23 protein-coding genes are annotated in these 26,838 nt (G+C 66.9%); 12 read left to right on the forward strand and 11 right to left on the reverse strand.

The features are described from left to right. Nucleotides 1-30: 30 nt before the first annotated feature. From ACP3TD_RS06970 to ACP3TD_RS06980, 3 genes are all read right to left on the reverse strand, one after another. A complete protein-coding gene (locus tag ACP3TD_RS06970; RefSeq protein WP_091718982.1) occupies nucleotides 31-1,458 on the reverse strand; it encodes a class II fumarate hydratase in 1,428 nt (475 codons plus the stop codon). 107 nt (nucleotides 1,459-1,565) lie between these two features. Next, on the reverse strand, nucleotides 1,566-2,180 hold the full coding sequence (locus ACP3TD_RS06975; RefSeq protein WP_426766364.1) for a carbonic anhydrase: 615 nt from the start codon (nucleotides 2,178-2,180) through the stop codon (nucleotides 1,566-1,568). Nucleotides 2,181-2,190: 10 nt separating this feature from the next. After that, nucleotides 2,191-2,871, reverse strand: a complete 681-nt coding sequence (locus ACP3TD_RS06980; RefSeq protein ID WP_426767149.1) for a DUF4245 domain-containing protein — start codon at nucleotides 2,869-2,871, stop codon at nucleotides 2,191-2,193. Between the two features lie 226 nt (nucleotides 2,872-3,097). On the opposite strand from ACP3TD_RS06980, the gene glpX reads away from it, so the two are divergent. Both glpX and ACP3TD_RS06990 read left to right on the forward strand, forming a co-directional pair. Further along, nucleotides 3,098-4,120 carry a class II fructose-bisphosphatase gene (gene glpX, locus ACP3TD_RS06985; protein ID WP_171908945.1) on the forward strand — a complete coding sequence of 341 codons (1,023 nt, stop codon included), beginning with the start codon at nucleotides 3,098-3,100 and terminating at the stop codon, nucleotides 4,118-4,120. A gap of 79 nt (nucleotides 4,121-4,199) precedes the next feature. Continuing rightward, nucleotides 4,200-5,243, forward strand: coding sequence for a lipid II:glycine glycyltransferase FemX (locus ACP3TD_RS06990; RefSeq protein WP_426766365.1), 1,044 nt, complete (start codon nucleotides 4,200-4,202; stop codon nucleotides 5,241-5,243). Here the strand turns inward: ACP3TD_RS06990 and manA are convergent. From manA to ACP3TD_RS07010, 4 genes are read right to left on the reverse strand one after another with little or no spacing between them, the layout of a single operon-like run. Beyond that, on the reverse strand, nucleotides 5,240-6,517 hold the full coding sequence (manA, locus tag ACP3TD_RS06995; protein ID WP_426766366.1) for a mannose-6-phosphate isomerase, class I: 1,278 nt from the start codon (nucleotides 6,515-6,517) through the stop codon (nucleotides 5,240-5,242). The two genes, ACP3TD_RS06990 and manA, sit on opposite strands and share 4 nt — an antisense overlap. 50 nt (nucleotides 6,518-6,567) lie before the next feature. Next, nucleotides 6,568-8,217: an LCP family protein gene (locus tag ACP3TD_RS07000; RefSeq protein ID WP_426766367.1), complete on the reverse strand. Its 1,650-nt coding sequence runs from the start codon at nucleotides 8,215-8,217 to the stop codon at nucleotides 6,568-6,570. A gap of 10 nt (nucleotides 8,218-8,227) precedes the next feature. Then, a complete protein-coding gene (purE, locus tag ACP3TD_RS07005; RefSeq protein WP_426766369.1) occupies nucleotides 8,228-8,812 on the reverse strand; it encodes a 5-(carboxyamino)imidazole ribonucleotide mutase in 585 nt (194 codons plus the stop codon). Next, on the reverse strand, nucleotides 8,809-10,005 hold the full coding sequence (locus ACP3TD_RS07010; RefSeq protein WP_091718995.1) for a 5-(carboxyamino)imidazole ribonucleotide synthase: 1,197 nt from the start codon (nucleotides 10,003-10,005) through the stop codon (nucleotides 8,809-8,811). The genes purE and ACP3TD_RS07010 overlap by 4 nt, the downstream gene beginning before the upstream one ends. 175 nt (nucleotides 10,006-10,180) lie before the next feature. Between ACP3TD_RS07010 and ACP3TD_RS07015 the strand changes: the two genes are divergently transcribed. Further along, on the forward strand, nucleotides 10,181-10,738 hold the full coding sequence (locus tag ACP3TD_RS07015; RefSeq protein WP_426766371.1) for a GtrA family protein: 558 nt from the start codon (nucleotides 10,181-10,183) through the stop codon (nucleotides 10,736-10,738). Nucleotides 10,739-10,765: 27 nt separating this feature from the next. Here ACP3TD_RS07015 and ACP3TD_RS07020 read toward each other — a convergent pair whose 3' ends face one another. After that, nucleotides 10,766-11,494, reverse strand: coding sequence for a TIGR03089 family protein (locus tag ACP3TD_RS07020; RefSeq protein WP_426766372.1), 729 nt, complete (start codon nucleotides 11,492-11,494; stop codon nucleotides 10,766-10,768). A 392-nt stretch (nucleotides 11,495-11,886) separates the two neighbouring features. Between ACP3TD_RS07020 and ACP3TD_RS07025 the strand changes: the two genes are divergently transcribed. Genes ACP3TD_RS07025 through ACP3TD_RS07035 form a run of 3 tightly spaced genes read left to right on the forward strand, consistent with a single transcriptional unit; the run spans nucleotide 11,887 to nucleotide 17,457 of the window. Then, nucleotides 11,887-12,420 carry a WhiB family transcriptional regulator gene (locus ACP3TD_RS07025; protein ID WP_426766375.1) on the forward strand — a complete coding sequence of 178 codons (534 nt, stop codon included), beginning with the start codon at nucleotides 11,887-11,889 and terminating at the stop codon, nucleotides 12,418-12,420. Nucleotides 12,421-12,449: 29 nt separating this feature from the next. Then, entirely contained in the window at nucleotides 12,450-15,788 is a 3,339-nt protein-coding gene (locus ACP3TD_RS07030) for a glycosyltransferase (protein ID WP_426766377.1), read from the forward strand. Further along, on the forward strand, nucleotides 15,781-17,457 hold the full coding sequence (locus tag ACP3TD_RS07035) for a DUF5719 family protein (RefSeq protein WP_426766378.1): 1,677 nt from the start codon (nucleotides 15,781-15,783) through the stop codon (nucleotides 17,455-17,457). The genes ACP3TD_RS07030 and ACP3TD_RS07035 overlap by 8 nt, the downstream gene beginning before the upstream one ends. A 13-nt stretch (nucleotides 17,458-17,470) precedes the next feature. On the opposite strand, the gene ACP3TD_RS07040 is transcribed toward ACP3TD_RS07035, so the two are convergent. Continuing rightward, nucleotides 17,471-17,983, reverse strand: a complete 513-nt coding sequence (locus tag ACP3TD_RS07040) for a metallopeptidase family protein (RefSeq protein WP_426766380.1) — start codon at nucleotides 17,981-17,983, stop codon at nucleotides 17,471-17,473. 119 nt (nucleotides 17,984-18,102) lie between these two features. Between ACP3TD_RS07040 and ACP3TD_RS07045 the strand changes: the two genes are divergently transcribed. The 4 genes from ACP3TD_RS07045 (at nucleotide 18,103) to ACP3TD_RS07060 (ending at nucleotide 21,749) form a co-directional block, all read left to right on the forward strand. After that, nucleotides 18,103-18,492, forward strand: coding sequence for a DUF3499 domain-containing protein (locus ACP3TD_RS07045; protein ID WP_426766381.1), 390 nt, complete (start codon nucleotides 18,103-18,105; stop codon nucleotides 18,490-18,492). 79 nt (nucleotides 18,493-18,571) lie between these two features. Continuing rightward, nucleotides 18,572-18,808, forward strand: a complete 237-nt coding sequence (locus ACP3TD_RS07050) for a Trm112 family protein (RefSeq protein WP_426766383.1) — start codon at nucleotides 18,572-18,574, stop codon at nucleotides 18,806-18,808. A gap of 133 nt (nucleotides 18,809-18,941) precedes the next feature. After that, a complete protein-coding gene (gene ahcY / locus ACP3TD_RS07055; RefSeq protein ID WP_426766384.1) occupies nucleotides 18,942-20,420 on the forward strand; it encodes an adenosylhomocysteinase in 1,479 nt (492 codons plus the stop codon). A gap of 90 nt (nucleotides 20,421-20,510) precedes the next feature. Then, on the forward strand, nucleotides 20,511-21,749 hold the full coding sequence (locus ACP3TD_RS07060) for an Ig-like domain-containing protein (protein WP_426766386.1): 1,239 nt from the start codon (nucleotides 20,511-20,513) through the stop codon (nucleotides 21,747-21,749). A gap of 2 nt (nucleotides 21,750-21,751) precedes the next feature. Here the strand turns inward: ACP3TD_RS07060 and ACP3TD_RS07065 are convergent, their stop codons facing one another. Further along, the gene (locus ACP3TD_RS07065; protein WP_426766387.1) at nucleotides 21,752-22,552 is read right to left on the reverse strand and encodes an RDD family protein; all 801 of its coding nucleotides are present in this window, start codon (nucleotides 22,550-22,552) and stop codon (nucleotides 21,752-21,754) included. 71 nt (nucleotides 22,553-22,623) lie between these two features. On the opposite strand from ACP3TD_RS07065, the gene ACP3TD_RS07070 reads away from it, so the two are divergent. Both ACP3TD_RS07070 and ACP3TD_RS07075 read left to right on the forward strand, forming a co-directional pair. Then, nucleotides 22,624-23,616: a stage II sporulation protein M gene (locus ACP3TD_RS07070; protein WP_426766389.1), complete on the forward strand. Its 993-nt coding sequence runs from the start codon at nucleotides 22,624-22,626 to the stop codon at nucleotides 23,614-23,616. A 126-nt stretch (nucleotides 23,617-23,742) separates the two neighbouring features. After that, nucleotides 23,743-24,963 carry a TIGR01906 family membrane protein gene (locus ACP3TD_RS07075; RefSeq protein WP_426766391.1) on the forward strand — a complete coding sequence of 407 codons (1,221 nt, stop codon included), beginning with the start codon at nucleotides 23,743-23,745 and terminating at the stop codon, nucleotides 24,961-24,963. On the opposite strand, the gene ACP3TD_RS07080 is transcribed toward ACP3TD_RS07075, so the two are convergent. Then, nucleotides 24,954-26,783: an AMP-dependent synthetase/ligase gene (locus tag ACP3TD_RS07080; protein WP_426766393.1), complete on the reverse strand. Its 1,830-nt coding sequence runs from the start codon at nucleotides 26,781-26,783 to the stop codon at nucleotides 24,954-24,956. The genes ACP3TD_RS07075 and ACP3TD_RS07080 overlap by 10 nt on opposite strands. Nucleotides 26,784-26,838: the final 55 nt, after the last annotated feature.

Raw genomic sequence — 26,838 nt, forward strand, 5'->3', positions numbered from 1 at the left:
GTGGGCGGCCGCCGTCGGGCGCTAAGTGCTTTAGGCCTTGTGGGCCGGGGCCGTCATGGTGGTGACGTCCAGTGCCTTGTCGAGGTCGGCCTCGGAGACCTTGCCTTCGCCTTCGCCGACGAAGCCGAGCTTCTCGGTGGCCTGGCGGATGGTCAGTCCCTCCTTGACGGCGGTCTTGGCGATCTTGGCTGCGTTCTCGTAGCCGATGTACTTGTTCAGCGGCGTGACGATCGAGGGGGAGGCCTCGGCCAGGAAGCGGGCGCGCTCCACGTTGGCCGTGATGCCGTCGATCATCTTGTCCGCCATGACCCGGCTGGTGTTGGCCAGCAGGCGGATGGACTCGAGCAGGTTCGCGGCCATCACCGGAATGCCGACGTTGAGCTCGAAAGCGCCGTTGGTGCCGGACCAGGCGATGGCGGTGTCGTTGCCGATGACCTGGGCGGCCACCATGATGGATGCCTCACAGATGACCGGGTTGACCTTGCCCGGCATGATGGAGGAGCCGGGCTGAAGGTCAGGGATGGCGATTTCGCCCAGGCCGGTGTTGGGACCGGAACCCATCCAGCGGAGGTCGTTGTTGATCTTCATGAACGAGATGGCGATGTTGCGCAGCTGGCTGGACGCCTCGATCAGGCCGTCGCGGTTGGCCTGCGCCTCGAAGTGGTCGCGGGCCTCGGTCAGCGGCAGGCCGGTGTCCGTGGCGAGCAGTTCGATGACCCGCTCCGGGAACCCGGCGGGGGTGTTGATGCCGGTGCCCACGGCGGTGCCGCCCAGCGGAACCTCGGCCACGCGGGGGAGCGCGGCGTTGATGCGTTCGATGCCGTAGCGGACCTGAGCGGCGTAGCCGCCGAACTCCTGGCCCAGGGTCACCGGAGTGGCGTCCATCAGGTGCGTGCGGCCGGACTTGACGACGTCCTTGAACTCAACGGCTTTGCGCTCCAGCGACTCCGCCAGGTAGCCAAGGGCGGGGATCAGGTCGTTGATCAGCGCAGACGTGGCGGCCACGTGCACGGACGTGGGGAACACGTCGTTGGAGGACTGCGAAGCGTTGACGTGGTCGTTGGGGTGGACCACCTTGTCGCTGCCGGCGGCCTTCAGTGCACGCGTGGCCAGCTCAGCCAGGACCTCGTTGGTGTTCATGTTCGAGGAGGTACCGGAACCGGTCTGGAAAACGTCGATGGGGAAGTCGCCGTCGTACTTGCCGGCTGCCACCTCATCGGCAGCGTCGGCAATCGCCTTGGCCAGCTCGCCGTCGAGCACGCCCAGTTCTGCGTTGGCCTGGGCAGCTGCCTTCTTGACCTGTGCCAGCGCCTCGATGTGGGTGCGCTCCAGGGTCTTGCCGGAGATGGGGAAATTCTCTACTGCCCGCTGCGTCTGCGCGCGGTACAGTGCGTTCACGGGGACGCGGACTTCGCCCATCGTGTCATGTTCAATGCGGAACTCTTCAGTGGAAGTCATGGGGCTAGCTTATGGCTCCCGGCCGCCCCATCGAAAACCGTGAAGCGGGCCCCGGAGCGGCCCGTCCGGCCGTCCCGGGACCCGCTCCCTGGGTCCGTCAATGGTTGCTAGAGCTCGCCGATTCCGGAAACAAGGTCGGCGCGGCCCTCGGCCAGCCGGTACGAAAGCCCGATGACCGCAGTGCGGCCTTCCTCGATTGCGTCGGAAATCACACGCGAACTGTCCACAAGGCGCTGGGACGTCTGCCTGACGTGCTCCACCACCATGTCGTTGACCTCCGGCTGGCCGTTGCGCAGCGAGGTCAGGACAGACGGCGTGATGCGCTCCACGAGGTCGCGGATGAAGCCGGTGGGCATCTCGCCGGTCTCGACAGCCGACTTGGTAGCTGTGACGGCTCCGCAGCTGTCGTGGCCAAGGATCACGATCAGCGGCACCCCGAGCACACCGACGCTGTACTCGAGCGAGCCCAGGACGGCGTCGTCGATGACCTGGCCGGCGGTGCGGACCACGAAAACGTCGCCGAGGCCCACGTCGAAGATGATTTCCGCGGCGAGCCGTGAGTCGGAGCAGCCGAAGATCACCGCGAACGGATGCTGGGTATCCACCAGGGACGACCGGTGGTCGGCGTTTTGGTTCGGATGGGAGGACTCGCCATTGACGAATCGTTCGTTGCCTTCGCGCAGGCGGCGCCAGGCCAGTGCAGGAGTCAGATTAGTAGCCACGCTTACTACATTAAGGTGCGGCGGGTGCCGACGGTGAAACTGTGACGGCCGGGTTGCTGTCCATGGATTTCACGACGGCGTCGGCCAAGGAGCCGAATTCGTCCAGCTGCGCCGCGCCGGAGAGGACCACGGTAGTGCCGCGGTAATCCAGCACCATCGACTTCTCGCCCTTGCCGGTGTCCCGGAGCTCCCATTCCTGGCCGCCCGCGCTGCGGGTGCCGGTCACCGGGGCGTTCTTGGTCTGCTGCAGGAGCCAGGTGGGGTTGGCCTTGCTGGTCTGCACCAGGGCGATGAAGGACTCCTTGGGGGTCAGGAAGCCCACCTCCCATGTGGGGACGCCGTTGCCAGTCCCCGCTTCCCACCGCGCATAGTTGGCACGGAACGCGGTCCCGGTATCAGGCGCCGCGGGTGTGAATCCCGCCACATCCGCAGCCCGCTGGGAGATGCCCGCGACGTCGATGTCCGGGCGGTATCCGTCGCTCTTGGGCAGCGGGTTCATGAGAATGACGGGAAGGAACGCGGCGATGCTTACCGCCAGGGCGATGACCATGCCGATGACCGAAGCGTTCGCCCGCTTGGCCGCTGCTGCCGGAATGACAGGCTTTACGGGGGCGCCTGCGTCCCCGGTGCCGGCTCCGCCGCTGCCTCCGGTTCCTGCCGGGTCAGGGGTGGGGCTGGTCTTCTCCTGCATCTCATTCACCCCTCCATAGTCGCCCATGCCGGCATGGGACTTCCATTCGGCGGCTCCCGGCGGGAGTCCCGCACACCGCGTGCACATTGCGGGTGTGCGTCATCCGCCGTCCGGCACCGCGTCCCGCGACTATGATCGGAAGCAGAGGAATCACCGTCCAGCTGCTCCGGCGGGACGGGTTCAATGATCGCCACTCGAAGAAGAGGTTAACGTGTCACCAGCGTCCATGACCCAGAAGTACTCCACGATCTCCCCGTCCCTTGCTGTGGGCAACGATGAGCCGGACCGCAACCTTGCCCTCGAGCTCGTCCGCGTCACCGAGGCAGCAGCCATCGCCGGTGGACACTGGGTGGGCTTCGGCGACAAGAACACCGCCGACGGTGCAGCCGTCGACGCCATGCGCTCCTTCCTGCAGACCGTCCACTTCAATGGCGTTGTGGTCATCGGCGAAGGCGAAAAAGACGAAGCCCCCATGCTGTTCAACGGTGAACGCGTCGGCGACGGTACCGGCCCCGAATGCGACGTTGCCGTTGACCCGATCGACGGGACCCGGCTGACCGCCCTGGGCATCAACAACGCCCTGGCCGTCCTCGCCGTGGCGGAACGCGGCTCTATGTTCGACCCCTCCGCCGTCTTCTACATGGAAAAGCTCGTCACCGGGCCGGAAGCTGCTGACATGGTGGACCTGCGCCTGCCCGTCAAGCAGAACCTGCACCTGATCGCCAAGGCCAAGGGCGTGAAGGTCAACCAGCTCAACGTGATGATCCTGGACCGCGACCGCCACCGCCCGCTGGTCGAGGAGATCCGCGAAGCCGGCGCCCGCACCAAGTTCATCATGGACGGCGACGTCGCCGGCGCCATCGCTGCAGCCCGTTCCGGCACCGGTGTTGACGCCCTGATGGGCATCGGCGGCACCCCTGAAGGCATCGTGGCTGCCTGCGCCATCAAGTCCCTCGGCGGCGTCATCCAGGGCCGCCTGTGGCCCACCAGCGACGAAGAGAAGCAGAAGGCGATCGACGCCGGCCACGACCTTGAGCGGGTCCTCTCCACTAATGACCTCGTCTCCAGCGACAACTGCTACTTCGCAGCAACCGGCATCACCGACGGCGACCTGCTGCGCGGCGTGCGCTACTCCAAGGACAAGGTCCTCACCCAGTCCATCGTGATGCGGTCCAAGTCCGGCACCATCCGCTTCGTGGACGGCGAGCACCAGGCCAGCAAGTGGGAAGGCTACGCCCGCAAGAGCTGAGCACAGTTCCCCGGAAGCCCCGGAGCGCCCAACGGTGCTCCGGGGCTTCGGCGTTAAAGGCTGGTATAGGGTTTAAGCCATGATTCCTGCTGTTGTGCCCTGTACTGACCGCGCCCTCTGGGATGAATCCGTCGACACGTTCAACGGGCATCCGCAGCAGCTCTGGGGCTGGGGAGAGACCAAGGCCATGCACGGCTGGTCGGTGGACCGGGTGCTGCTGAAGGACGGGGAGGCCACCGTCGGAGCCGCTCAGCTGCTGGTCCGCCCGCTGCCGCTGCCTTTCCGGGCACTGGTCTACATCCCCAGGGGCCCGATGTGCTCGGTGGAGGACACCCAGGCCATCCTCAACAGCCTCGCTGACCATGCCGCCATCCGGCACCGCGGCGTGGCCCTGAGCATCGAACCCGACTGGGACAAGGACTCGGCCTACGCCGGGGCCGTGGCCGGGGCGGGCTTCCGGGAGACCACCAACACGGTCCTCATTCCCCGGACCCTGATCCTGGACCTGACCCGGACCGATGATGAGCTCATGGCCGAAATGTCGAAGTCGACCCGGGCCAACATCCGGAAGGCGATGCGCAGCGAGGTCGAATTCCGTAAGGTCAAGAACGAGTCCGAGCTCGAACAGGTCCTGGCCATCTACCACGAGACAGCCGAGCGTGCCGGGTTTGGCATCCACGAGGACCAGTACTACCGCGACATCTTCCGGAACCTTGGTGACGGCTCGCCCATCATTGGAGCGTTTGACGGCGAGCAGCTGCTGGCGTTCGTCTGGCTCGCCCGCAGCGGCGCCACGGCGTTTGAACTCTACGGCGGCGTCTCGGCTGAAGGGCAGAAACAGCGCGTGAACTACGGCGTCAAGTGGGCTGCCCTGCAGGCCATGCGGGAGGACGGATGCTCCCGGTACGACTTCAACGGCCTGCTCAACGACGGTATCTCCGATTTCAAGAAGCAGTTCGCGAAGCACGAAAACATGCTGCTGGGAACGTGGGAAAAGCCGCTCTCACCGTTCTACCCGGCCTACTCGAAAGCGATGCCGTTGGCCCGCCGGGGGCTCCAGACCGCCCGGCGGGTGGCCAAAGCCGCCGCCGGACGGGCACGGACGCTGCTGCGCCGGGGCTAAAGGCCGGTCGTAACAGCGAACGCCAGTGCCGCCTCGGCGCTGTCCGAGGCCAGGTGCACGTTCACCGGAGCCTCGGCGGCGGCAAGGAAGGCACTGGCGCCGCGCTCCAGGCGCAGGTCGCCCTTGGGTGAGTCCAGGTAGATTCCGCCGGCCACCACGATCACCACTGCTGCGCCGGACTGTGCCAGCGGCACCGGGCCGTCGCCGGGCGAGAGCTCAATCCGCTGGAGCTGGAACTCAGCGAAGGGCGGCCGGAAAAGTTCCTGGCCCAGCTCCGACCGTTCGGCATCCAGCATGGGGACAGCCACCGGGCTGAAGTCGATGGTGCGCAGCAGTTCCGGAACATCAACGTACTTCGGCGTGAGGCCACCGCGCAGCACGTTGTCCGAGGACGCCATCACCTCCACCCCCAGGCCGTGCAGATAGGCATGCACGTTGCCCGCGGGGAGGTATACGGCCTCGCCCGGCTGCAGCGACAGGCGGTTCAGCAGCAGGGAGATCAGCACCCCGGGGTCGCCCGGGTACTTCTCGTTCAGGCTGATAACGGTGCTGAGCTCGGCCTCATAAGGCGCCAGGCTGCCACCGATCAGTGCGGCAACCACCTGGGACGTGGCTGTGGCGACGTCCCCGCCACCGCTGATGAGCCGTTCAAAGGCCCTGCGCAGGCCGGCGCCTTCATCACCGCCGGTGGCTCCGCCGTCGAGGTCCGAAAGCAGGGCCGCCACCAGGGCAGCCCCCTCACGCCCGGAATCTCCGGGGCTTCCACCTTCACGGCTGACGGCGTCCGCAACATGCTGCAGGATCCCTCGGGTGGCTGCTACGGACCGGAAGCCGCAGAGGGCCTCGAACGGCGTCAGCGCCAGGATCATTTCCGGTTTGTGGTTGTCGTCCCGGTAATTGCGGTGCGGGGCGTCCGGGGCCAAGCCCTCAGCGTTTTCACGGGCGAACCCGGCCTGCGCCTGCTGCAGGCTCGGGTGGACCTGGAGGGACAGCGGCTGGGCAGCGGCAAGGATCTTCGCCAGGAACGGCAGGCGCGGGCCGAAACGTGCCACGGACTCCGCCCCCAGGAAATGCTCCGGGTCAGAGGTGATCAGCGCGTCCAGCGGAGCGGTGCTCCGGTCCTCCGGGACATGGGCGGTGGACGGCGAGTCAGGGTGGGCGCCGATCCAGAGTTCAGCTTCAGGGGAGCCGGACTCGGGCCGGCCCAGGAGGGCAGCGATGGCTGTGGTGGATCCCCACGCGTAGTCCCGGAGGACGTTGTCAATCTCGTACAAAACCGTTCCATTTCTTGGTTAGGACTGTCAGGGCGGTTCCGCCATGCGCGCTAGAGCGGCGCGCACTGGCCGTTCGTTGCCACGAGCTCCCGGATGGCTTCCTCGTTGCCTTCGCTCTTGAGCTGGTTCAGCATCTCCGCAGTGATCGGTTCGCCGTCGGGCGTGGTGGTCACCGGGGTGAAGTCCGACGGCGCCGGGGTGGCCTGCTGCGCAGTGCTCCCGCCGGCCTGCAGCACGTCGGGGGAGCGGCTGCCGGATGCCTGCACGTGCCCGCCGCCCGCGGCTGGTACTGCCATGACGTCGTCGGCCGTTCCTGCCGACTGGGCGCCGGATGCGGAGGCCAGCAACTGGTCCACCCGCTCGTGGATCTGGTCAAAGTCCGGCACCGTGGAGAACGATGCATCGAAGTCCGGCGGGCCGAGGGTGAGGCGCTTGGCCTCCTTGCCCTTGGCCTTCATGGCCAGGTCCACAAAGCTGCCCAGCTGCGACGAGGAGATGTTGGAGTCCACCACCTTGGTTCCGGCCTTGGCAATGTCCTCGAACTTGGCGAGGAGGGTGGCCGGATCGAGCTGCTTGAGCATGGCCTGCTGCACGCACTGCTGGCGCTGGATCCGGGCGTAGTCGTCCACGTATTCGCGGGACCGTCCGTACCACAACGCCTGGTCGCCGTTCAGGGTCTGCTCGCCGGCCGGGATCCAGCCGAGCGGCATGCCGTGCGTCTTGGTGGCTTCGTCGAAGTACCCGCTCATGGGAACCCAGCCTCCGGCCTTGATCCTGATCCCGCCCATGGCGTCTATGAGCGTGGAGAACCCTTCCATGTCCACCAGCACGTAGGCCTGGATGGGCATCCCCAGAGTTCCGGACACCGCTTCCATGGTGGCCTGGGCGCCGGGGTCGGCAACGCCCGGGTAAAGGTCCGCGTACTGGTTGGTGACTTCGGTGTTGATGGCGTTGATCAGGCATTCGTCGCCGCAGTTGTAGCCGTCCGGGTAGACCGAACGCATGGGCGAGCCCTCACTGAACCGGGCGTTCTGGAAGTTACGGGGAATGGAGATGATGGCCGTCTGCCCGGTCTTGGCATCCACGCTGAGCACCGACAGGCTGTCCGGCCGGCGGCCGGTGCGGTCATCACCGGCGTCGCCGCCCATCATGAGGAAGTTGTAGCGTCCGTCCACGGGATCAATGGCCGGACCGGAGGAGAAGATGCTGCCAATGGCGTTGCGCCCCACGTTGAGCAGGTAGGCCGAGTAGCCCAGGGATCCGCTGCTGATGACCAGCGCCAGGACCAGGGCGATGCCGACGCCCGGCCGCGCGCCGGGAACCAGCAGCACAGGCCGGATGAGCCGCAGGGTATTGATGAACAGGACAGCCCAGCCGATGGCGAGGGCCACCAGGACGAGGATGATCACCAGCGAGGCGAACTGGTTGGTGATGACGTTGATGAGCAGTGGCCGGTTGAAGAGCAGCAGCAGGAGTGCAAGGACGATGGCCGCCCAGGCGCAGAGCGTGACGCGCAGCGCCGTCCGCCCCAGTTTGCGGTCGCCCGCCACGAGCTGTGCGCTGCCCGGAACGAACAGCGTCAGCAGGATCAGGACGAACGCCCGCTTGGTCCGCACCGGCGGCGAAGCGCTCACTGGGTAGCGGACGGGGTCTGTCAGGGACGTGTCAGACCCGGACTGGGGGACCTTGCTGCTGGACATTCCGGCGGTCCTAACGGTTGCCCCGCAGTGTTCCGCTGCCCTCGGCGAAGACCTCGCTGACCTTCTGCCGGAGGTTGGCACCCTTGCGGGACGCCACGGCGTTGAGGTCCGCGGCGAACTCGAGCAGGTCCGCGCGAAGAGACGCGGCGAGTTCGTCGGTCCCGGAAGCCAGCATGCGCACGGCCAGCAGGCCTGCGTTGCGGGCTCCGGCGATGGACACCGTGGCTACGGGCACGCCGGCGGGCATCTGGACGATGGACAACAGGGAGTCCATGCCGTCCAGCGTCTTCAGCGGAACAGGCACCCCGATGACCGGCAGGGGAGTGACGCTGGCCAGCATGCCGGGCAGGTGTGCCGCGCCGCCGGCACCGGCGATGATCACGCGAAGCCCGCGCTCATGGGCGCTCTGGCCGTACCGGATCATCTCCGTGGGCATCCGGTGCGCCGACACCACATCGGCCTCGAACGGGATGCCGAACTCTGCCAGCGCTTCCGCCGCCGCTTCCATGACGGGCCAATCCGAATCGGAGCCCATGACCAGCCCTACCAGGGGGCTTGCCGCGGATCCGTTGGCCGGGGTGGTGGGGGCGCTCATGCGTTCTCCTCGAATGTCATGGGCGGCTCTTCTGCAGGTGCCCGCCCGTCACGGATGATGCCGGCCACAATCCCGGCCCGGCGCCGCACTGACTCTACTTCCGTGGTGGAGGCGCCCACCAGATTGACGTGGCCGATCTTGCGGCCGGGCCGCACTGACTTGCCGTAGCAGTGCACCTTGGCCGCCGGTTCGCTGGCCAGGGCCTGCGGGAATGCCGCATACAGGTCCTGGTTGTCGCCGCCCAGGAAGTTCTTCATGACTGTTACCGGAGCCAGCGCATCGGTAGCACCCAGTGGAAGGTTCAGGACTGCACGCAGGTGCTGCTCAAACTGGCTGGTCACTGCCCCGTCCTGGGTCCAGTGCCCGGTGTTGTGCGGACGCATCGCCAACTCATTGATCAGGAAGCCCGCCCCGGTCCCCGGAGTCTCAAACAGTTCCACCGCCAGCACGCCGGTCACACCAAGTTCTGCGGCAATCCGCAGCGCGGCGTCCTCGGCCGCTGCCGCAACCTCCACGGGGATGTCCTGGGCGGGGGCGATGACTTCGTCGCACACGCCGTCCACCTGGATGGTGTGTACAACAGGCCAGGCGCGGGCCTCGCCGTCGGGGGTCCGTGCCACCAGCGCTGAAAGCTCCCGGGTGAACTCCACCTTGGCCTCCGCCAGGAGCGGGCTCATTGCAGCGAACCAGTCCGCTGTTTCGGCCGCCTCGTCCGCCGACCCGACGATCCTGACGCCCTTGCCGTCGTAGCCCCCGCGCGGAGTCTTAAGGACCACAGGCCAGCCGGTGTCATCGCCGAAGCGCACCAGGGCAGCAACGTCGTCCACTGAGGCCCACACCGGGTTGGGCAGTTCCAGCCGGTCAATGGCTGCCCGCATCACCAGTTTGTCCTGGGCGTGGATGAGGGCGTCGGGGCCGGGCTGGATGTTGACGCCGGCCTCCTGCAGTGCCCGGAGGTGGGCAGCCGGGACGTGCTCATGGTCGAAAGTCATGACGTCGAGGTCCTTGGCAAAGTCCAGGAGCGTCTGCAGGTCCTTGTAGTCTCCCACCGGGGAAGTGGACACCGCGGAGACGGCAGAGACGTCCTCACCTTCCGCCAGGACTCGAAGTTCGAAGCCGAGGGCAGTCGCGGCTGGGGCCATCATTCGGGCAAGCTGGCCGCCGCCAACAACACCTATTACTGGAAAAGTCACATCTGCCAGCCTACCGAAAACCGCCGGAGAACCCGGCTTCCGGCCGTGGCGGAAAGCGAGATTCGAGGTAACGCGGCCCCTCAAACGAGGTTTATTGGGAGGCTCCTCCAAGGTTCGAGGCGCTAAAATGGATCTCTGGCCAAAAGGCCCACACGTTATACGGCCTTGGAGGGTCATGATTTCCGCACTTGCAGACCGCATCCGGGGCCTGGCGTCGCTGTTTTGGCGCGAGGTTGCCAAATTTGGGGCGGTGGGCGGTGTGGCCTTCGTCATTGACAACGGCCTGACGTATTACCTCATGCACGGTCCGATGACGGACAGCGAAGCGAAGGCGCGGTTCGTTGGCGCCACGGTGGCTACAGTCTTCTCGTGGATCGCCAACCGTTTCTGGACCTTCCGCCACCGCCGCCAGGACAATGTCCTGCGCGAGTTCATCATGTTCGTCCTCATCAACGGCATTGGCATCGGCATCTCCACCGGGTTCACGGCCCTGGCCAAGTACGGGCTCGGCGTCACCGACAAGAACCTGCTGTTCCTGGCCGGTGTGGTGGGCATCCTGGTGGCCACCGTGGTGCGCTTCTTCGCCTACCGCTTCCTCGTGTTCAACAAGGAACTGGACGAAGAGCCGGAGTTCTCGCATGACCACGAGCTCATCGAAATGCACCACCACGGTGCGCCGCTGGCCGCAGACAACGAGCGCCAGCCGTCCGCGGACGGTCCGGCCAAGTCCTAGCTGGACATTGCCGGCCCCTGGCCGGTGTCAGTTGCCGTGGATGCGTTCGGCGGCGATCAGCTTGTCGGTCAGCTGGACGTCCGGGTGGGTGATCACCACGGATCCGTCCTGCTTCCACGCCCCGAGGGCATTGGCCAGCGCCGCCTCCAGGCCATCCGCGGCCGGAATGTGCAGCCGAACGCCGCCGTCATGGCTGGCGGCGAATCCCTCCAGCAGGTCCTGCTGAAGGTGCTCACGGCCGTCCGATCCTGAGATGGCCCGCGCCCGGGGATCGGGATCGGCATGCGCCAGGAAAACATCTCCATGCAGGCGTACTTCGGCTGCGTAGTCGAGGCAGCCGCCGGCGAGCTCACCCGGCCACCGCATGGCCAGGGCGGGAAGCGCGACGGCGATCACGGCGTCGTAAGTCCCTTCTGCCGGTTCCTGCCCCGCCGCCTTTCCGTTCAGCCGATCGGGGTCGGCAGTGACGAGGAAGTCCGCGCCCTCACCCTCCAGGACGGTTTCGAGGCCCAGCTGCCAAGCGGCAAGGGCCCACACCATCGTTTTCCAATGCGCGGGCAGGGCCAGCCTGATCTTCATGCCGGGCTCGGCATCGAGCTCATCCTGCAGCAGGTTGCTGGTCTTCGCTACCCAGTTGTCCAGGACCCGGCCGGAAAGTTCCACGCGCTCCCCCTCCGGTCCGTACCACGTCAGCCGCGGTGCGGTGGAGTTGCCGGAGCGGAGGTTGTTCAACAGCTGGATCGCCGGAGTAGTCATGCCTCCATCCTGCCACTGGCGACCGTGCCGGTCATCCGGCCCGGTAGTGCCGAATCTGGGGGCCGGTGCCACGTGAGATCTTTATCACACAAAGTAGTAAGCGGGCTTGCTAATTTCTTCGATGGGCGTTATTTTCGCGCGGCCACAGCGATTCCAGCCCGTTTTCCGTCTTTTTGGCGGGTGGGAGTAGGGGAAGCGGCGCCAGGGGGTAAAAATTCCCGGGCGTGGCGTGCACGTGGTTCGCCGAGGTCACTGATTATTATCCCGGCTGCGGCTTGACTCGCCTTAGTTACACACGTGTAATTAGATATCTAAAGGCAACTGCGTAAATACCGGCACACAACCGAGTGTCCACGTATCCAGGCAGTGGCTGCAACATCAGGAGGGTCGCCGTGGGGCAAGCAGAGCGTATCCAGGAAGATGCCGTAGTGGCCGGACAGGCCACGGCAAGGTACCGTGCACGGGGAGTGCCCAGTGATTGGTACGTGGATCCCGCCGATCCTGCCGCCGCGGAGCGCTACAACAGCAACACCGGCACTGCACTTGAAGACCAGGCCACCGCATTCCTGGCAGCCCACGAAGCCCTTCTCGATGTCGGCGCGGAACCGGAAGACGAACTCGATCCGCCCATGGAACTGGCTGCTCCGGGAACGGTGCAGCCAGTGTGGATCGGCCTGCCGTTCCAGCAGGACTTCGACGACGAAGGGGAGTTGGGCTGGCAGACAGATGCACTGTGCGCCCAAACCGATCCAGAAGCTTTCTTTCCGGAAAAGGGGGGCTCCACCCGTGACGCCAAGAAGGTCTGCGGTGCGTGCAACGTTCGCTCCCAGTGCCTGGAGTACGCGTTGGCCAATGACGAACGGTTCGGCATCTGGGGAGGCCTTTCCGAGCGTGAGCGCCGACGACTGAGGAAGCGAGCGGTCTGATTCACCAGGATGTCCATGTCACTGCCGTTGTGGTTGCCCACAACGGCAGTGCCTATCTCCCCAGAACGCTTGCAGGTCTAGCGGACCAGACCCGTCCGGTCGACTATGCAATAGGCGTCGATACAGGGTCCGGTGACGACTCCCGGACCCTTCTCGAAAACACCTTGGGCCGAGCCCATGTCGTCTCCCATGATCACGGGAAGGGCGGCATGGGCGCCGCCGTGTCCGCAGCCCTTGCGGAGCTTGCCCCGGGCGGGGCCGGCAGGGCCGACCGCAAATTGGAGTGGATCTGGCTGCTCCACGACGACGCCGCCCCCGCCCCGGAGGCCCTGGCCGAACTGCTTGGTGCCGTGGAACGTGCGCCGTCGGTGACCGTTGCCGGCTGCAAACAACTGGACTGGCACGAGGAACGGAAGCTCATCGACGTTGGTCTGTCCACCAGCAGGTGGGCGGAACGGCTGACGCTCATCGACGCCGACGAGCTTGACCAGGGCCAGTACGACGGCCGCAGCGACACTTTCGCCGTCAATTCGGCGGGAATGCTCGTGCGGCGGGACGTGTGGGAGCAGCTGGGCGGGTTCGACCCCGGGCTCCCGGGCACCGGGGACGACGTCGATTTTTGCTGGCGCAACCGCCTGGCAGGGCACCGGGTTGTAGTGGTACCGGCAGCTCGAATGTTCCACGTGGCGCACAGGCCGCACGCCCTGGGTAACCCGGCAGCAGCCAGGAAGGCCCAGGTACACCTGCGGCTGAAGCACGCGCCTTTGTGGATGGTCCCGGTGCATGCCGTGGGAGCCCTGCTCGGAAGCCTCTTCAGGCTGGTCCTGAGCATCGTGGTGAAAGACCCGGCCCACGGAATCACGCAAATTGCTGCCACCTTCGCCGCCTTGGTGCGGCCACGAACCATTGCCCGGGCAAGGAAGTCGGCGCGGCAGACCCGGCGCATCCGCCGGTCCGTGATCCGCAAGCTCCAGACGCCGCGACGGGAAGTCTGGAGCCACCGGCGTTCCCTGATGGAAGCCATTGGGGCGGACGACAACCCCGCAGATGAACTTGAACAGGACCCCCTGGCACACCAGCCCACGGGTGACTCCGCAGACGATTTCGCCGCACTGGCAACCCGGAAGCGCGGCTGGGTGGGCAACGGTGCCCTGGCCGCCTTCATCATCGCTTCCCTTGCCTCGCTGTTGGGCCTGGCAGGCCTTCTCCGTGCTGAGGCTGTGGCCGGCGGTGGCCTCATCCCCATCTCCACTGGCCTGGGGGACATTTGGCAGAACGCCTCCGGCTGGTGGATCAACCTTGGTGCGGGACTTCCCGGCCACGGAGACCCCTTCGACTACGTGCTGTGGATTATGGGGGTACTGGGCGGCGGCAACGCGAACGCCGCCATGGCGTGGCTTATCATCCTCGGCACGCCATTGTCCGGACTGACGGCGTGGTTCGCCGCAGGCGGGCTGACCACCCGGCGGCGACTTCGCCTGGTTGCCGCGCTGTTCTGGTCGGCTGCGCCGGCCCTGCAGGTTGCCCTGAACCAGGGGCGGGCCGGAGCCCTCGTGGCGCACCTGATGGTTCCCCTGGTTGTCCTGGCCCTGCTGCGGGCCACGGGTTCCGCCGTGGGCCACGGCCGCCATGCAGCACCGCAACCAGGCCTGCGTGCAGCTGACAAACCGGCCGTCCGGCCGGGAATCAACGGAACACCTTCCTGGACTGCCGCGGCCGCGGCGGGTCTTGCCCTCGCCGTCACGGTTGCTTCCGCACCTTCCCTCCTGGTCCCGGCAGCCCTGGTCATCATTATCTGTGGGCTTCGGATGGGCCGCCGCGGCCGCACCGTGTGGTGGGCCCTCCTGCCCAGCGCTGCTTTGTTCATCCCGTTTGGCATTTCGGTTCTCGACAGGCCGCGTGCCCTGCTGGCCGACCCCGGCATGCCCCTGCCCTTCGCGGCTGCCCCGCTCTGGCAGCAGCTCCTGGGCCAGCCGCTGGCGTTCGACCCCGCCAAGGGGCTGGTGGGGTTGCCGCTCTTTGCGGACGGCGCGCTGCCGTGGGCCCTGGCATTGACGGTCCTCCTGGCAGCACCGGTACTCATCCTTGCAGTCGTGGCCCTTTTCGCCACGGGACGCGGGTCCGGGACGGTGCGGACGCTGTGGGCAGCGGCCACCATAGCGCTGGCCTGCGGATGGCTGGCCACCCAGGTGGCCACTGGTGCCACCGCTGACAGCCTCGTTAGCCCATTCACCGGACCTGCCGTGTCCGCCGCGGCGTTTGCCCTCCTGGGTGCGGGCCTGCTCGGAGCGGAACGGCTCCTGAACGCAGCCGGCCGGACCGCCGCCACGAAACCGCGCCGTGCCACGGCAGCCAATGCGGCCGTTGCAGTGGGCATGGCCGTCCTTCTTGTGGGGCCGGTCGTCAGCATGGCCGCATGGTCCGCCCAAAACCTGCTCCGGACCGGCGCAGCGACTGCGGCGCCAGCCGTTCCCGAAGAATCCGAAGCACCCGGGCTCGGTACCGCCAGGCTCGTAGAGGCTGCCGGTATCCGCACCCTTCCAGCCACCGCAATCGACCGCGGAACCGGTGCTGAGCAGACACGGACACTGCTGATCGGTACCCGCGAGGACGGTACCTACGACGCTTCCCTGATGCGTGGTGCGGGAACCACGCTGGACAGCCTGTCCGCTATCGCCTCTGCCCGGGGCATCACGGGTGCTGCGGGAGCCGAAACGGTGCGCGGCGACGACGACGTTACAGCGTCCGTGCGGAGGGTAGTGGCCACGCTGGTTGCCGGGCAGGGCGTTGACCCGCGCGAAGACCTTGAGAAGCTCGGCGCCGGATTCGTGGTCCTGCGTTCCGCCGATACCGCGGCTCAACTGACCGCAAGCCGGATGGACGCCGTCCCGGGGCTGGTGGCTGTGGGACAGACCGACGTGGGCTGGCTCTGGCGAATCACGTCGCGGAACCAGTCCGCCACGCAGGCGGCGGAAGTTGCCCACCGTGTCCGGATTACAGACAGCAACGGCGCCACGCTGGCCATGGTGCCATCGGGGGTAGACGACGTCGACACCTCCGTTTCCGGTGGCCCGGAAGGCCGCCTGGTTGTCCTGGCCGAACGCGCCGATGCCGGCTGGACCGCCTGGCTCGATGGCCGGAAGCTCACATCCACCACATCAGGATGGGCGCAGGCGTTCACGCTGCCGGCTTCGGGCGGACAGCTGACAGTCCGCTACGAAAACCCCTGGTCCTGGTGGGTAGGAGCAGCCCAGATCACCGTCATCGGCCTGACGGTCATGCTTGCCATTCCCATGCCGGTCAACAGGCCCAGGACCGGGCTGTCACGCGACGAAGGCGCCCTGCGTAAGGAAAAGCAGAATGCATGAGCACCCCACCCGTCCCGCCGTAGCCGATACCGGAGCCGGGCAGGACCGGAACGGCCTGCAAGGCCAGAAGGACTCCGGCGCGGCAGATGTCCCCGCCGGCGGGAAGCGGCGGAAGGCAGCCCTTGCCGGGGCTGCCACAGCCGTCCTTGTCCTCGCCTGCGCCGGCGGCGTCGTTGCCGCAGGTTCGCTGCTGCCCACGGCCGCTTCCAGCCGAAGCGTCCAGCCTGCTGCTGCAGCTGTTCCCGCCGGAACCAGCGTGGGCGTGTGCCCGGGCCCGGCCCGCCTCCTGGAAGGCACCGAAGCAGGGACTGATCCGCAGTTCAGCCCCGAGTCGGACACCGCCGCCACCAGCGTGACCGGAGCGGTACTGGGGACTGCGGGAGTGGTACCCGGAAGCCGGCTGTCGCGGCTGGACGGGGCCACCGCCGTCGAAATCGCCAAGGCTCCGGGCGCACCGGCATCCGAAGGCCCGCGGCAGGAACTGCTGGCCGGTACGGTGTCGGGCCGTGGCGTGGATTCGGTCACTGTCCTCAGCGCCGACGCCGTGGCCAACCAGAAAGCGTCCGCGGCGGGGGCCATGATCTTCAGGGCAACGGACGGTGACCTGCAGGGTTCGGCTGCGGCCAACTGCCTGCAGCCCTCCAACGACCAATGGCTTGCCGGAGCCAGTACCACCGTGGGCCGGACATCGGTGCTGGTCCTGAGCAATGCATCCAGCAGCCCGGCCACCGTCAGCCTCGAGCTGTTCGGCGCTAAGGGGCAGATCCAGGCGCCGGGAAGCCGCGGCCTGCTGGTGGCGCCGGGAACCACGCGTTCAGTGGTGCTGGCCGGGCTGGCGCCCGGCGAGGAACAGCTGAGTGTCCGTGTCCGCAGCACTGGCGGTCCCATTGCGGCGGCCATCCAGCAGAGTGTCCTGCGCGGCCTGACGCCCGGGGGAGTGGACTTCATTACGCCGGGCACCGCGCCCGCCGTCCGCCAGGTGATGACCGGCGTTGACATCCAGGACGCCGCCGGCATCGCCGCGCTGACCGGCAAGCCCGGGTATGCAGACGCCGCCCCCGCGCTGGAGATCACCGTGCCGGGGCCGTCCGACGCCGTGGTCGAGGTCAAGCTCTACGGCCGGGACGGCCAAAAGGCACTCCCGTCCGGCGGCGTGATCACAGCCAAAGCCAATTCCATTACCGAAGTATCCCTGGCCGGGGTGCCGGCCGGGAACTACACGGTAGCGGCGTCGTCCGACGTTTCGTTTGTGGCGGCAACACGCATCACCCGAGGGCTGCAGGCGAACCAGCCCTCGGACCTCGCCTGGGCGGCATCCGGAATCCGGCTGGGCAGCCAGCATGTGGTCGCCGTACCCAAGGGCGGCGCCCGCCAGCTGGTATTTGGCGCCCTCGATGCCAGGGCCACCATCACGTACGCCGCGATCACCGCCGACGGCAAGGTAAGGGCACCGGCCACCGCCGACATCGCCGGCGGAACGACAGCCTCCATCGCCGTTCCCAATGAGGCAGACGGTGCCGAGGTTGTGGGCTACGTGGTGTCAGCATCCGGCGACGCCGCGTACGGTGCCGTCCTGGTGGGACAGGATGGCCGCAGCGACGTCTCATCGCTGCCTTTCCAGGCTGCAGCCGCCGGACAGGAAACGGTCCCGGTAGCCCTGGGCTACTGACCCGCCTGCGCGTTCAGTAGCGACGCCGGTACACCGGGTCCAAGGTTTCGGGCGCCACGCCCAGCATCTCGGCAGTGTGCTCGACGACGACGTCGTGAACCATGTCCTGGAGTTCCTCCACGCCCGGGCAGGCCTGTTCCACCACGCGCCGGTAGACGGTGATCAGCGGCCCGTCATCCCCGGCTGCCGGCGTGTAAGCGCCCATGGGTGCGGGTGCGCCGGTGGCGGCCAGGAGTTCCAGCTCCGGTGGAATATCATCAACGCCGAACCTGACGCCGTCCAGGGTCTTGCCCCAGATATCATGCAGCCGCTGGGCCGAGTCCAGCACCATGTCATCGAAGCGGTCGCCGCGCGTCCGGTAGCCCGGGTGGGTGGGAAGCATGACTTCCCCGCGCAGGCCACGGCCGTGACGGTTCCGCCGGCGCCGCATGAAGCTCCGGCCGGCTGCGGACGCCCCGGTGGTGGAATCGGCACCCGGGTCAGCCAACCGGACCGTCAGGCCTGAATTCTGGTTCGATGACTGCATACATTGACTTTAAACCCGGACCGGGGATTCCGCGACAGATTCGCCCCGCAGCGAAGGCGCGTCCGGGCATGGGCCCCAATGCGGCGTTTTGGCTTGGGCGCAGAGTAGTCTGGGATGTCGTGGGAGCTATCCGTCAGTGTTCAAGATCTGCCTGCCGCCAGTCGGCGGTGGCCACCCTGACGTATGTGTACGCGGACTCCACCGCTGTGCTGGGTCCGCTTGCCACATACGCAGAACCGCATTGCTACGACCTCTGCGAGCAACACGCCGACTCGCTGACCGTTCCCCGCGGCTGGGAGGTCCTGCGGCTGGCCATGCCCTCGACTCCGCAGCAGCCCGGCCCGGACGATCTCCTCGCCTTGGCCAACGCGGTGCGGGAGGCGGCAGCGGTACCCGCCCAGGCGCCGCAGCAACCCGCGCAGCGCAGCCAGCATTCCGCCTTGGAGGCGCCGGCCGGGGCCGAAGGGATCCGAAGGGGACACCTGCGCATCCTGCGCGAGCCGTCCTGATCCCTTTCTGGCGGTAGGCTGGAACCTGCACACCATGTCCGCTACCGGCGCGAGCGCGCCCGCCAGGGAGCCTGAACCTATGCCAAAAATCAGTTCCGAACTGTTGTCTGTCCTGCGTTGCCCCGTCACGGGCTCGCCCCTGGTGCAGGAAGGCGAGGAACTGGTGGCCACGGCCGCGGGGGCTGACGGAGTGAAGCCCCGCTACGCCATCGAGGACGGCATTCCCCTCCTCCTGCCCCCGGAACTGCTGGCTGCCGCGACGGCCGCCGGGTCCGACCAGCATGACTCCGACCCCGCCGAAGACGCCGTCCGCTAAGCCCGCCGGCCCCGGTGAATCACTCCCGGAGCCCCGCCCCCGGCGGAACACGAAACAACTGCCATTTCCAGGCCCTCCGGAAACGCTGATGCGGCCTGTTCATGATTTTCCCGGACACAGCAAAGGACCATCCATGACCTTCGATTACAAAGTTGCCGATATCTCCCTGGCCGAGGCCGGAAGGCACCAGATCCGCCTGGCCGAGCACGAGATGCCCGGCCTGATGTCCCTCCGCGAGGAATTCGGCGCCAGCCAGCCGCTGAAGGGCGCCCGGATCGCGGGCTCCCTGCACATGACGGTACAGACCGCCGTGCTGATCGAGACCCTCACCGCGCTCGGTGCCGAGGTCCGGTGGGCGTCCTGCAACATCTTCTCCACCCAGGACGAGGCCGCCGCAGCCGTCGTTGTGGGCAAGGGAACGGTGGAGGACCCCCAGGGTGTCCCCGTTTTCGCCTGGAAGGGCGAAACGCTTGAGGAATACTGGTGGACCGCAGAACAGATCCTCACCTGGCCGGGTGCCGAGACCAACCCGGAGCTTGGCCCCAACATGATCCTCGACGACGGCGGCGACGCCACCATGCTGGTGCACAAGGGCGTGGAGTTCGAAGCAATCGGCAACGTTCCGTCAGCAGATCCTACCGACTCCGAGGAATATGGCATCTTCCTCGACGTCCTGCGCCGGTCGCTGGCAGCCGATCCGCACAAGTGGACCCGGACTGCCGCCACCATCAAGGGCGTAAGCGAGGAAACCACCACCGGCGTTCACCGCCTGTACCAGCTCGCCGAGCAGGGAAAGCTGCTCTTCCCGGCCATCAACGTCAACGACTCCGTCACCAAGAGCAAGTTCGACAACAAGTACGGCATCCGCCACTCGCTTCCCGACGGCATCAACCGGGCAACGGACGTCCTCATGGGCGGCAAGGTCGCCGTCGTCTGCGGCTACGGCGACGTCGGCAAGGGCGCGGCGGAAGCCCTCCGCGGCCAGGGCTCGCGCGTGATCGTCACCGAGATCGACCCCATCTGCGCTCTCCAGGCGGCCATGGACGGCTACCAGGTGGCCAAGCTTGAATCCGTGCTCGCCCTGGGTGACATCTTCATCACCACCACGGGCAACAAGGACGTCATCATGGCTGAGCACATGGTGGGCATGAAGAACAAGGCGATCGTGGGCAACATCGGCCACTTCGACAACGAGATCGACATCGCCGGACTGGCCAAGGTCCCCGGCGTCAGCAAGGTGGAGATCAAGCCGCAGGTGCACGAATGGGTCTTTGACCAGGGCACCGGCTCCGAACGTTCCATCATTGTCCTGTCCGAGGGGCGCCTGCTGAACCTGGGCAATGCCACCGGCCACCCCTCCTTCGTGATGAGCAACTCCTTTGCGAACCAGACCATCGCCCAGATCGAGCTGTGGACCAAGAAGGACCAGCCCGCTGACGAGCGCGAGTACGAGAATCAGGTCTACGTCCTGCCCAAGGTCCTGGACGAGAAGGTGGCCCGCCTGCACCTCGACGCCCTGGGTGTGGAACTGACCGAGCTGACCAAGGACCAGGCTGAGTACCTGGACATTGACGCCGCCGGCCCGTACAAGCCCGAGCACTACCGGTACTAGAAGCCGCCGCCAACAAGCCGTTACCAAGAAGTAAGGTGCCCGGGCGCCCTCCGCGCCCGGGCTGTTACTTCCAGCGCCTAGGATCTGATCATGGAGCCTGAAGTCCAGCCCCGCCGCCGCCGGTCCCTCAAGAAGATGCTCATCATCGCCGTGGTGTGCATCCTCGCGGCTGCCGGCGGTGTGTTCGCCGCCGTCGCGCCCGGCCTCGCAGGCGGGGACCTGGAATCCGAAGCCGGGTCCGCTACCCGGACCTCTCCCGGCATCGCCTCACCGGTGGTGGCTGCGGTGAAGTCCGAGGCTTCCCCGGTCAACGGTGCCAAGCAGGTCAACCCCGCGGCCCCCGTGTCGTTGAAGATCAGCAACGGCACCATCGAGCGCGTGACGCTGACCAGCACTGCCGGCGAAAAGGTGGATGGCAGCATCGACCCTGCCGGCACCGGATGGACCGCAACCGCGCCGCTGAAGTTCAACACCGACTACAGCTACACGTTCGTGGTGAAGGACGGCGCGGGACGCGAAACGAGCACCACCCAGCAGTTCAGCACCGTCTCCAGTTCGCACGAGGCGGACGCCGCCGTGTATCCGCTGGACGGAATGAAGGTGGGCGTGGGCCAGCCGCTGCAGATCATCTTCAGCGAACCCGTACTCAACCGGGACGCCGTGGAGAAGGCCATCAAGATCACCAGCAGCGCCGGGCAGGTGGGCGCCTTCCATTGGTACAACGACAAGATGGTGCGGTACCGGGCGGAAAACTTCTGGGCCGCGAATTCCACCGTCACCATGGACATGCAGATGTTCGGCGTGGACCTGGGCAACGGCCAGATCGCCAACTTCGACAAAAAAGTGAAGGTCAACATCGGGGATAAGAAGGTGGCCGTGGCGGATGCCACTGCACACACCTTCACCCTCAGCGTGAACGACCAGCCGGTGAAGACCTTGCCCGTCAGTATGGGCGACAAGCGGTTCCCGTCAGCCCGTGGCTACGGCGTCCTCATGGAGAAGAACCGGTTCGACCACTTCCGCGCCTCCAGCATCGGGCTGAAACCCGGCGACCCGGCCTACTACGGTGACGTGGATGTGGAGTACACCATCAGGCTGACGCTCAGCGGGGCCTACATCCACCAGGCGCTTGAATCCGCCTTCCCCTACATCGGTAATACGAACGTCTCGCACGGCTGCATCGGGTTCGCCCCCGACGGCGCCGCCTGGGTCTTCGAGAACATGGGCACCGGCGACGTGGTGAACATCATTAACACCGAGGGGGACTACGCCGCCCACGATGACGGGTACGGCGACTGGAACATCCCCTGGACTGAGTACGACAACTGACGTCAGCTGCCGAAAGGCAGCCGCTGCAGCCGCTCGCCGACCTCCGTGTTGCGTTGGCGCTGCCGGGCGAGTTTGGTGAGTTCCCGGTTCCGCCGCTCGGCCACGACGGCGGCTAGGTAGTCGTCCGGGCCGGTGCCCGGCGGCGGCCCGGGGGCCACATGGGCGGCGAGTTCGGTGGCGATTGACGCGGCCATACCTGCCCGGGAGAGCGGCGCCATCCTGGCGGCCTGGCGGATGAACTGGGATGCCCGGCGTGCGGTGGCATCCGGGATGCGGCCGATGTCCGCCGTCCGGGCCCAGGCGCGCAGGCCTGGCGGGATGGCGACCGGAACCGGCCGCTCGGCAGCGACCCGGGTGCGGATTGCGTAGGTTCCCGCCATCAGGTCGCCCAGCCGCCGTGACTTGTCGTTGAAGAGTGCCACGGCAAGGGCCAAGCCGCCGAACGTCAGGTAGACCTCGAGGAAGCCGGTCAGTCCACGGATCAGGGCGTGCCGGAAGCGGATGGCCCCGCCGTCGTCCCGCACCACCCGGAGGCCTGCGGCAAGCTTGCCCAGGGACAGGCCCCGGCTCAGTGTTTCCAGCCCGACCGGGACAACCACCAGGCAGAAGACCACGCTGCACAGGACCAGCGCACGCATGGCGGCCTCGTCCAGGTCTTCGCCGGCGGTGGCGAGGCCGATCAGGATGACCACCAGCAGGACCACGTTGAAGAGGACGTCGAGGAACAGTCCCAGGGCGCGCGCTGCAAAGGAGGCGGGGCGCAGTTCCAGGACCACGGCCTCACCGGTGATGATCGATCCCACGTGCGTATCCGTTTCCTCGCGGCTATGGTGCAGTCGGTCAAAGTCTAGTGCGGTGCCGCTAGGCTGGTGCCGTGGATATGGACGCCTTCTCCGCCGTCAACGCGGACAAGTGGACGCGGCTGCACGAGCTTGCCCACAAGGGCAAGCTCAGCGGGCCGGAGGCCGATGAGTTGCTTGCCCTGTACCAGGCCACGTCCGCCCACCTGTCACTCATCCGCTCGGTTGCCCCGGAAAGCGGCCTGTCAGCATCCCTGTCAGCCACCCTGGCGCAGGCACGGACACGGTTCACCGGTGCGCGGTCCAACCCCATGGCAGACCTGGAGCGGTTCTTCGTCCTCGCGCTCCCGGCAGCGTTCTACCGCCTGGCGTGGCTGACGCTTGCCTGTGGGGCCGCCTTCCTCATCATTGGCGCCGCCTACGCGATCTGGATCGGATCGTCGCCCGAGGCCTTGCGCGCGGTGGCCTCGGAGGCTGCGGCCAAGCAGTACGTCGAAGAGGACTTCATTGACTACTACTCGGAGAACCCTGCAGCTTCCTTCGCAGGCGCTGTGTGGACCAACAACGCCTGGATCAGCGCCCAGGCTGTTGCCCTGGGCATCACCGGTGTGTGGGTGCCCATCATTCTCTTCACCAATGCCCAAGGCGTCGGTGTGGCGGCAGGAATTTTTGCCGCTGCCGGCAAGTCAGACGTCTTTTTCAGCTACATCCTTCCGCACGGCCTCATGGAACTCACCGCCGTCTTCATTGCCTGTGCCGCTGGCCTGCGGATCTTCTGGGCCATGGTGTCGCCGGGGCCACGAACCAGGCTGCGGGCTGTGGCTGAGGAAGGCCGTTCATTGGTCACCGTGGCGCTGGGCCTGGTCCTGGTGCTCTTCGTGTCCGGCCTCGTGGAAGGGTTCGTCACGCCCAGCCCGCTTCCAGTCTGGGCGAAGATTGCCATCGGCGCCGCCGTGCTTGCCTGCTACTGGACGTACGCCCTGGTATGGGGCCGCCGCGCCTACCTGGCGGGGGAGCGGGGCGACCTTCGCCGCGAGGATGCAGGCTACACGGAAATCGCTGCCTGAATCGTTGTAATTGCTCCGGGGTGGTTCCTCGCCCGTGTCCAGGAGCGGGCGGTAGGCTCGACAACAGATGAAGCGCGCCAGCCTATCCCAGCCCGGCGCGGACACCCCAACGGAAGTGACGCTGTTGTGAAAGACGAGACCCCGGCCCGCGCCACAAGCGCCAAGCCGCAGCCCGAACCTTTCCTGGATACGTCAGGGGACTCGGACGAGCCCGCCTTCTCCTGGATGGCGGCCGACGCGCCGGACAACGGCGGCACTGGCAAGGACACCACAACGCGTGACCGGCCCGTCAATGACGGCGCCGGAAAGGAATCCCCGGCACCGGCGCGCACCGGGGATGGGACCGTGACGGAAGGCACGGCCACGCCCGTGGACCAGCAGCCGGACAGCAGGTCCGGCCGCCGCGCCGCGGAAGCCGCCGACGAATCCGCCACCCAAAAATCTGCAGCCGTGCAGTCCTCTGCCGCCGGGACTTCCGCCGCAGGATCCTCCGCTGCAGCACAGTCCACCGGCAGGACTGCCGGCAAGGGCGATGGCGGGTCGTTCCGCGAGCCACTTCCCACGTCCGCGCTTTCTGTCCGCCCACCCGAAGAGGAAGTGGCGCGGCGCAACGCCGAGCGTGAGAGCGCGGCCAACGCCAAGCCGGTGGCACCGCGGGTCATGCAGGTCCTCCTTGCCATCTTCTTCCCGGTTGTCCTCCTGGTGCTCGCCGTCCGCGCAGTCACCAGCCCGCTGTTCCTGTGGATCGAATACAACCGCCCAGGGTTTCCCGGCGACGGCTACGGGTTCAGCACGGACGACAGGATGACCTACGGCTCCTACGCCGTCGACTACCTGAGCAACTGGGCCGGTCCGCGCTACCTCGGCGACCTGGTGCACCGCAGCGGCGACAAACTGTTCAAGGACGGCGAAGTCAGCCACATGGCCGACGTCAAGACCGTGATCCTTTCCACCTTCGGAGCCGGCACCCTGCTCCTGATCCTGGGCGTCATTGCCGTCCTGTATCTGCGCAAGCGCAGCACCGGGGGAGTCCGGCGGGGCCTCTTCGCCGGTTCCATTGTCACGCTGGTACTCATCCTGGGACTCGGCACGCTGGCGTTCCTGGGCTGGCAGCAGTTCTTCACCGAGTTCCACCGGATCTTCTTCGCGGACGGATCCTGGACCTTCAGCCTGGATGACACCCTGATCCGGCTGTTCCCCGGCCAGTTCTGGATGGACGCAGGCATTGTGATCGGGGGCCTGGTGCTCCTCGTGTCGCTGGTGACCCTGATCCTCACCTGGCCCACGCGCCGCCGTCGCGGCGTGACCCGGGCAGCGGAGGAGACCACGGAGCCCGCTCAGGCGTAAAGCTTCGCTATCTCGGCGTCGAAATCCCTGACGACGGCGGACCGCTTCAGTTTCAGCGACGGCGTCAGGTGGCCGGATTCCACCGTGAACTCCGTGTCCAGGAGCGTGAACCGGCGGATGGATTCGGCCTTTGAGACCGAAAGGTTTGCGTGGTCCACCGCGGCCTGGACGGCCGCGAGGACCTCGGCGTCAGTGACGGCGGCCTGGCGCTCCAGCGGCTGCATCCCGCGCTCCGACCTCCAGTCGGCCAGTCCGTCCGGGTCCAGCGTGATCAGCGCCGACACGAACTTTTGGCCGTCACCCACCACCACGGCGTGACCCACCAGCTGGTGCGCCCTGATGACGTCTTCGAGGGGCCCAGGGGCAACGTTTTTTCCGCCGGCCGTGACCAGGATGTCCTTCTTCCGGCCCGTGACCGTCAGGAACCCGTCCGGGTCCAGCACCCCGAGGTCACCGGTGCGGAAGAAGCCATCCACGAACGCCTCGGCATTGGCCTGTGGGTTGTTGTGGTAACCCTTGAACACGCCAATGCCTTTGACCAGGATCTCGCCGTCCTGGGCCACCCTGATAGTGGTGCCTGGAATCGGAATTCCCACGGACCCGACGCGCGTCCGGCTGGGTGTGTTGGCCGTGCACGGCGCGGTGGTTTCGGTCAGGCCGTACCCTTCCAGCACCGGGATGCCTGCACCGCGGAAGAAGTGTGCGTCCTCCAGGGAAAGGTGGCTGGCCCCGGACACGGTGTAACCCACCTGGCCGCCCAGTGCCTGGCGCAGCCGGGGATAGAGCAGCCGGTCGAAGAGGCCGTGCCGGACCCGCAGGAGGAACCCGGGCCCGGACCCCTCGCCGCGGCTTTGCCGGTCCTGTTCGGTGGAGTAGGAGATCGCCGCAGCCGCGGCCGCCTGAAAGAGCCGGCCCTTCCCGGCCAGTGCTGCCTTATGTGCTGCGGTGGCCCGGACCTTTTCGAAGATCCTGGGCACCACCAGCAGGAAGGTGGGCTTGAACGTGCCCAGGTCCTCCAGCAGCTGCGCGGCGCCCGGGGTGTGTCCCAGGGTGGCACCGGCGGAGAGGCAGACCACCTGCACCGCCCGGGCAAGGACGTGGGCGAGGGGCAGGAACATCAGGGTCCGGGACTGGTCCTGGACCAGGAGCTCCGGCAGGAATGCCACGATGTTCCGGGCCACCAGCGCGAAGTTGCCGTGGGTGATCTCGCATCCTTTGGGGCCGCCGGTGGTGCCGGACGTGTAAACCAGGGACGCGACGTCGTCGAGGCCCGCCGTGCTCCGCTGCCGTTCGAGCTCGGCGTCGCTGACCCCCGCACCCGCAGCCGAAACGCTGGCGAGGTGCGGTGCTTCGCCGTCGTAATCCATGCGTATGACGTTGACCAAACGGTCCCGGAGCGTCGCCGAGCCGGCCACCACGCCGCTGACAAGTTCCGCCGTGGCATGGTCCTGGACAAAGACGCGGCGCGCTCCGGCATCGCGGAGGATCCAGTCCACCTGGCTGGCTGACGATGTTTCGTAGATGGGTACGGTCACGCCGCCGGCGAACCAGATGGCAAAGTCCACCAGGGTCCACTCGTAGGAGGTGGCAGACATGACGGCGACAGTGTCGCCCGGTTCGAGCCCGCCGGCGATCAGCCCCTTGGCGAGTGCGCTGACGTCCTGCAGGAATTTCCCGGCCGGTACATCCACCCACCCGTTGGGCCCTTTGCGCCGGTATAAAGCATGGGCGGGGTTGGCGGCGTGCCGTTCCAGCAACAGGTCGGTCACGTTGCTGGCGGCGTCCAGCCCGACCAGCAGTTCAGTGCTTGCTTCTCTCACAACAGGTCTCCGTTCCGCAGCCAGGCCGCGGCAGCGGCGTCCATTCGGGGTCTGA

The organism is Pseudarthrobacter sp. 1G09, from assembly GCF_050038305.1.
Taxonomy (GTDB): Bacteria; Actinomycetota; Actinomycetes; order Actinomycetales; family Micrococcaceae; genus Arthrobacter; species Arthrobacter equi.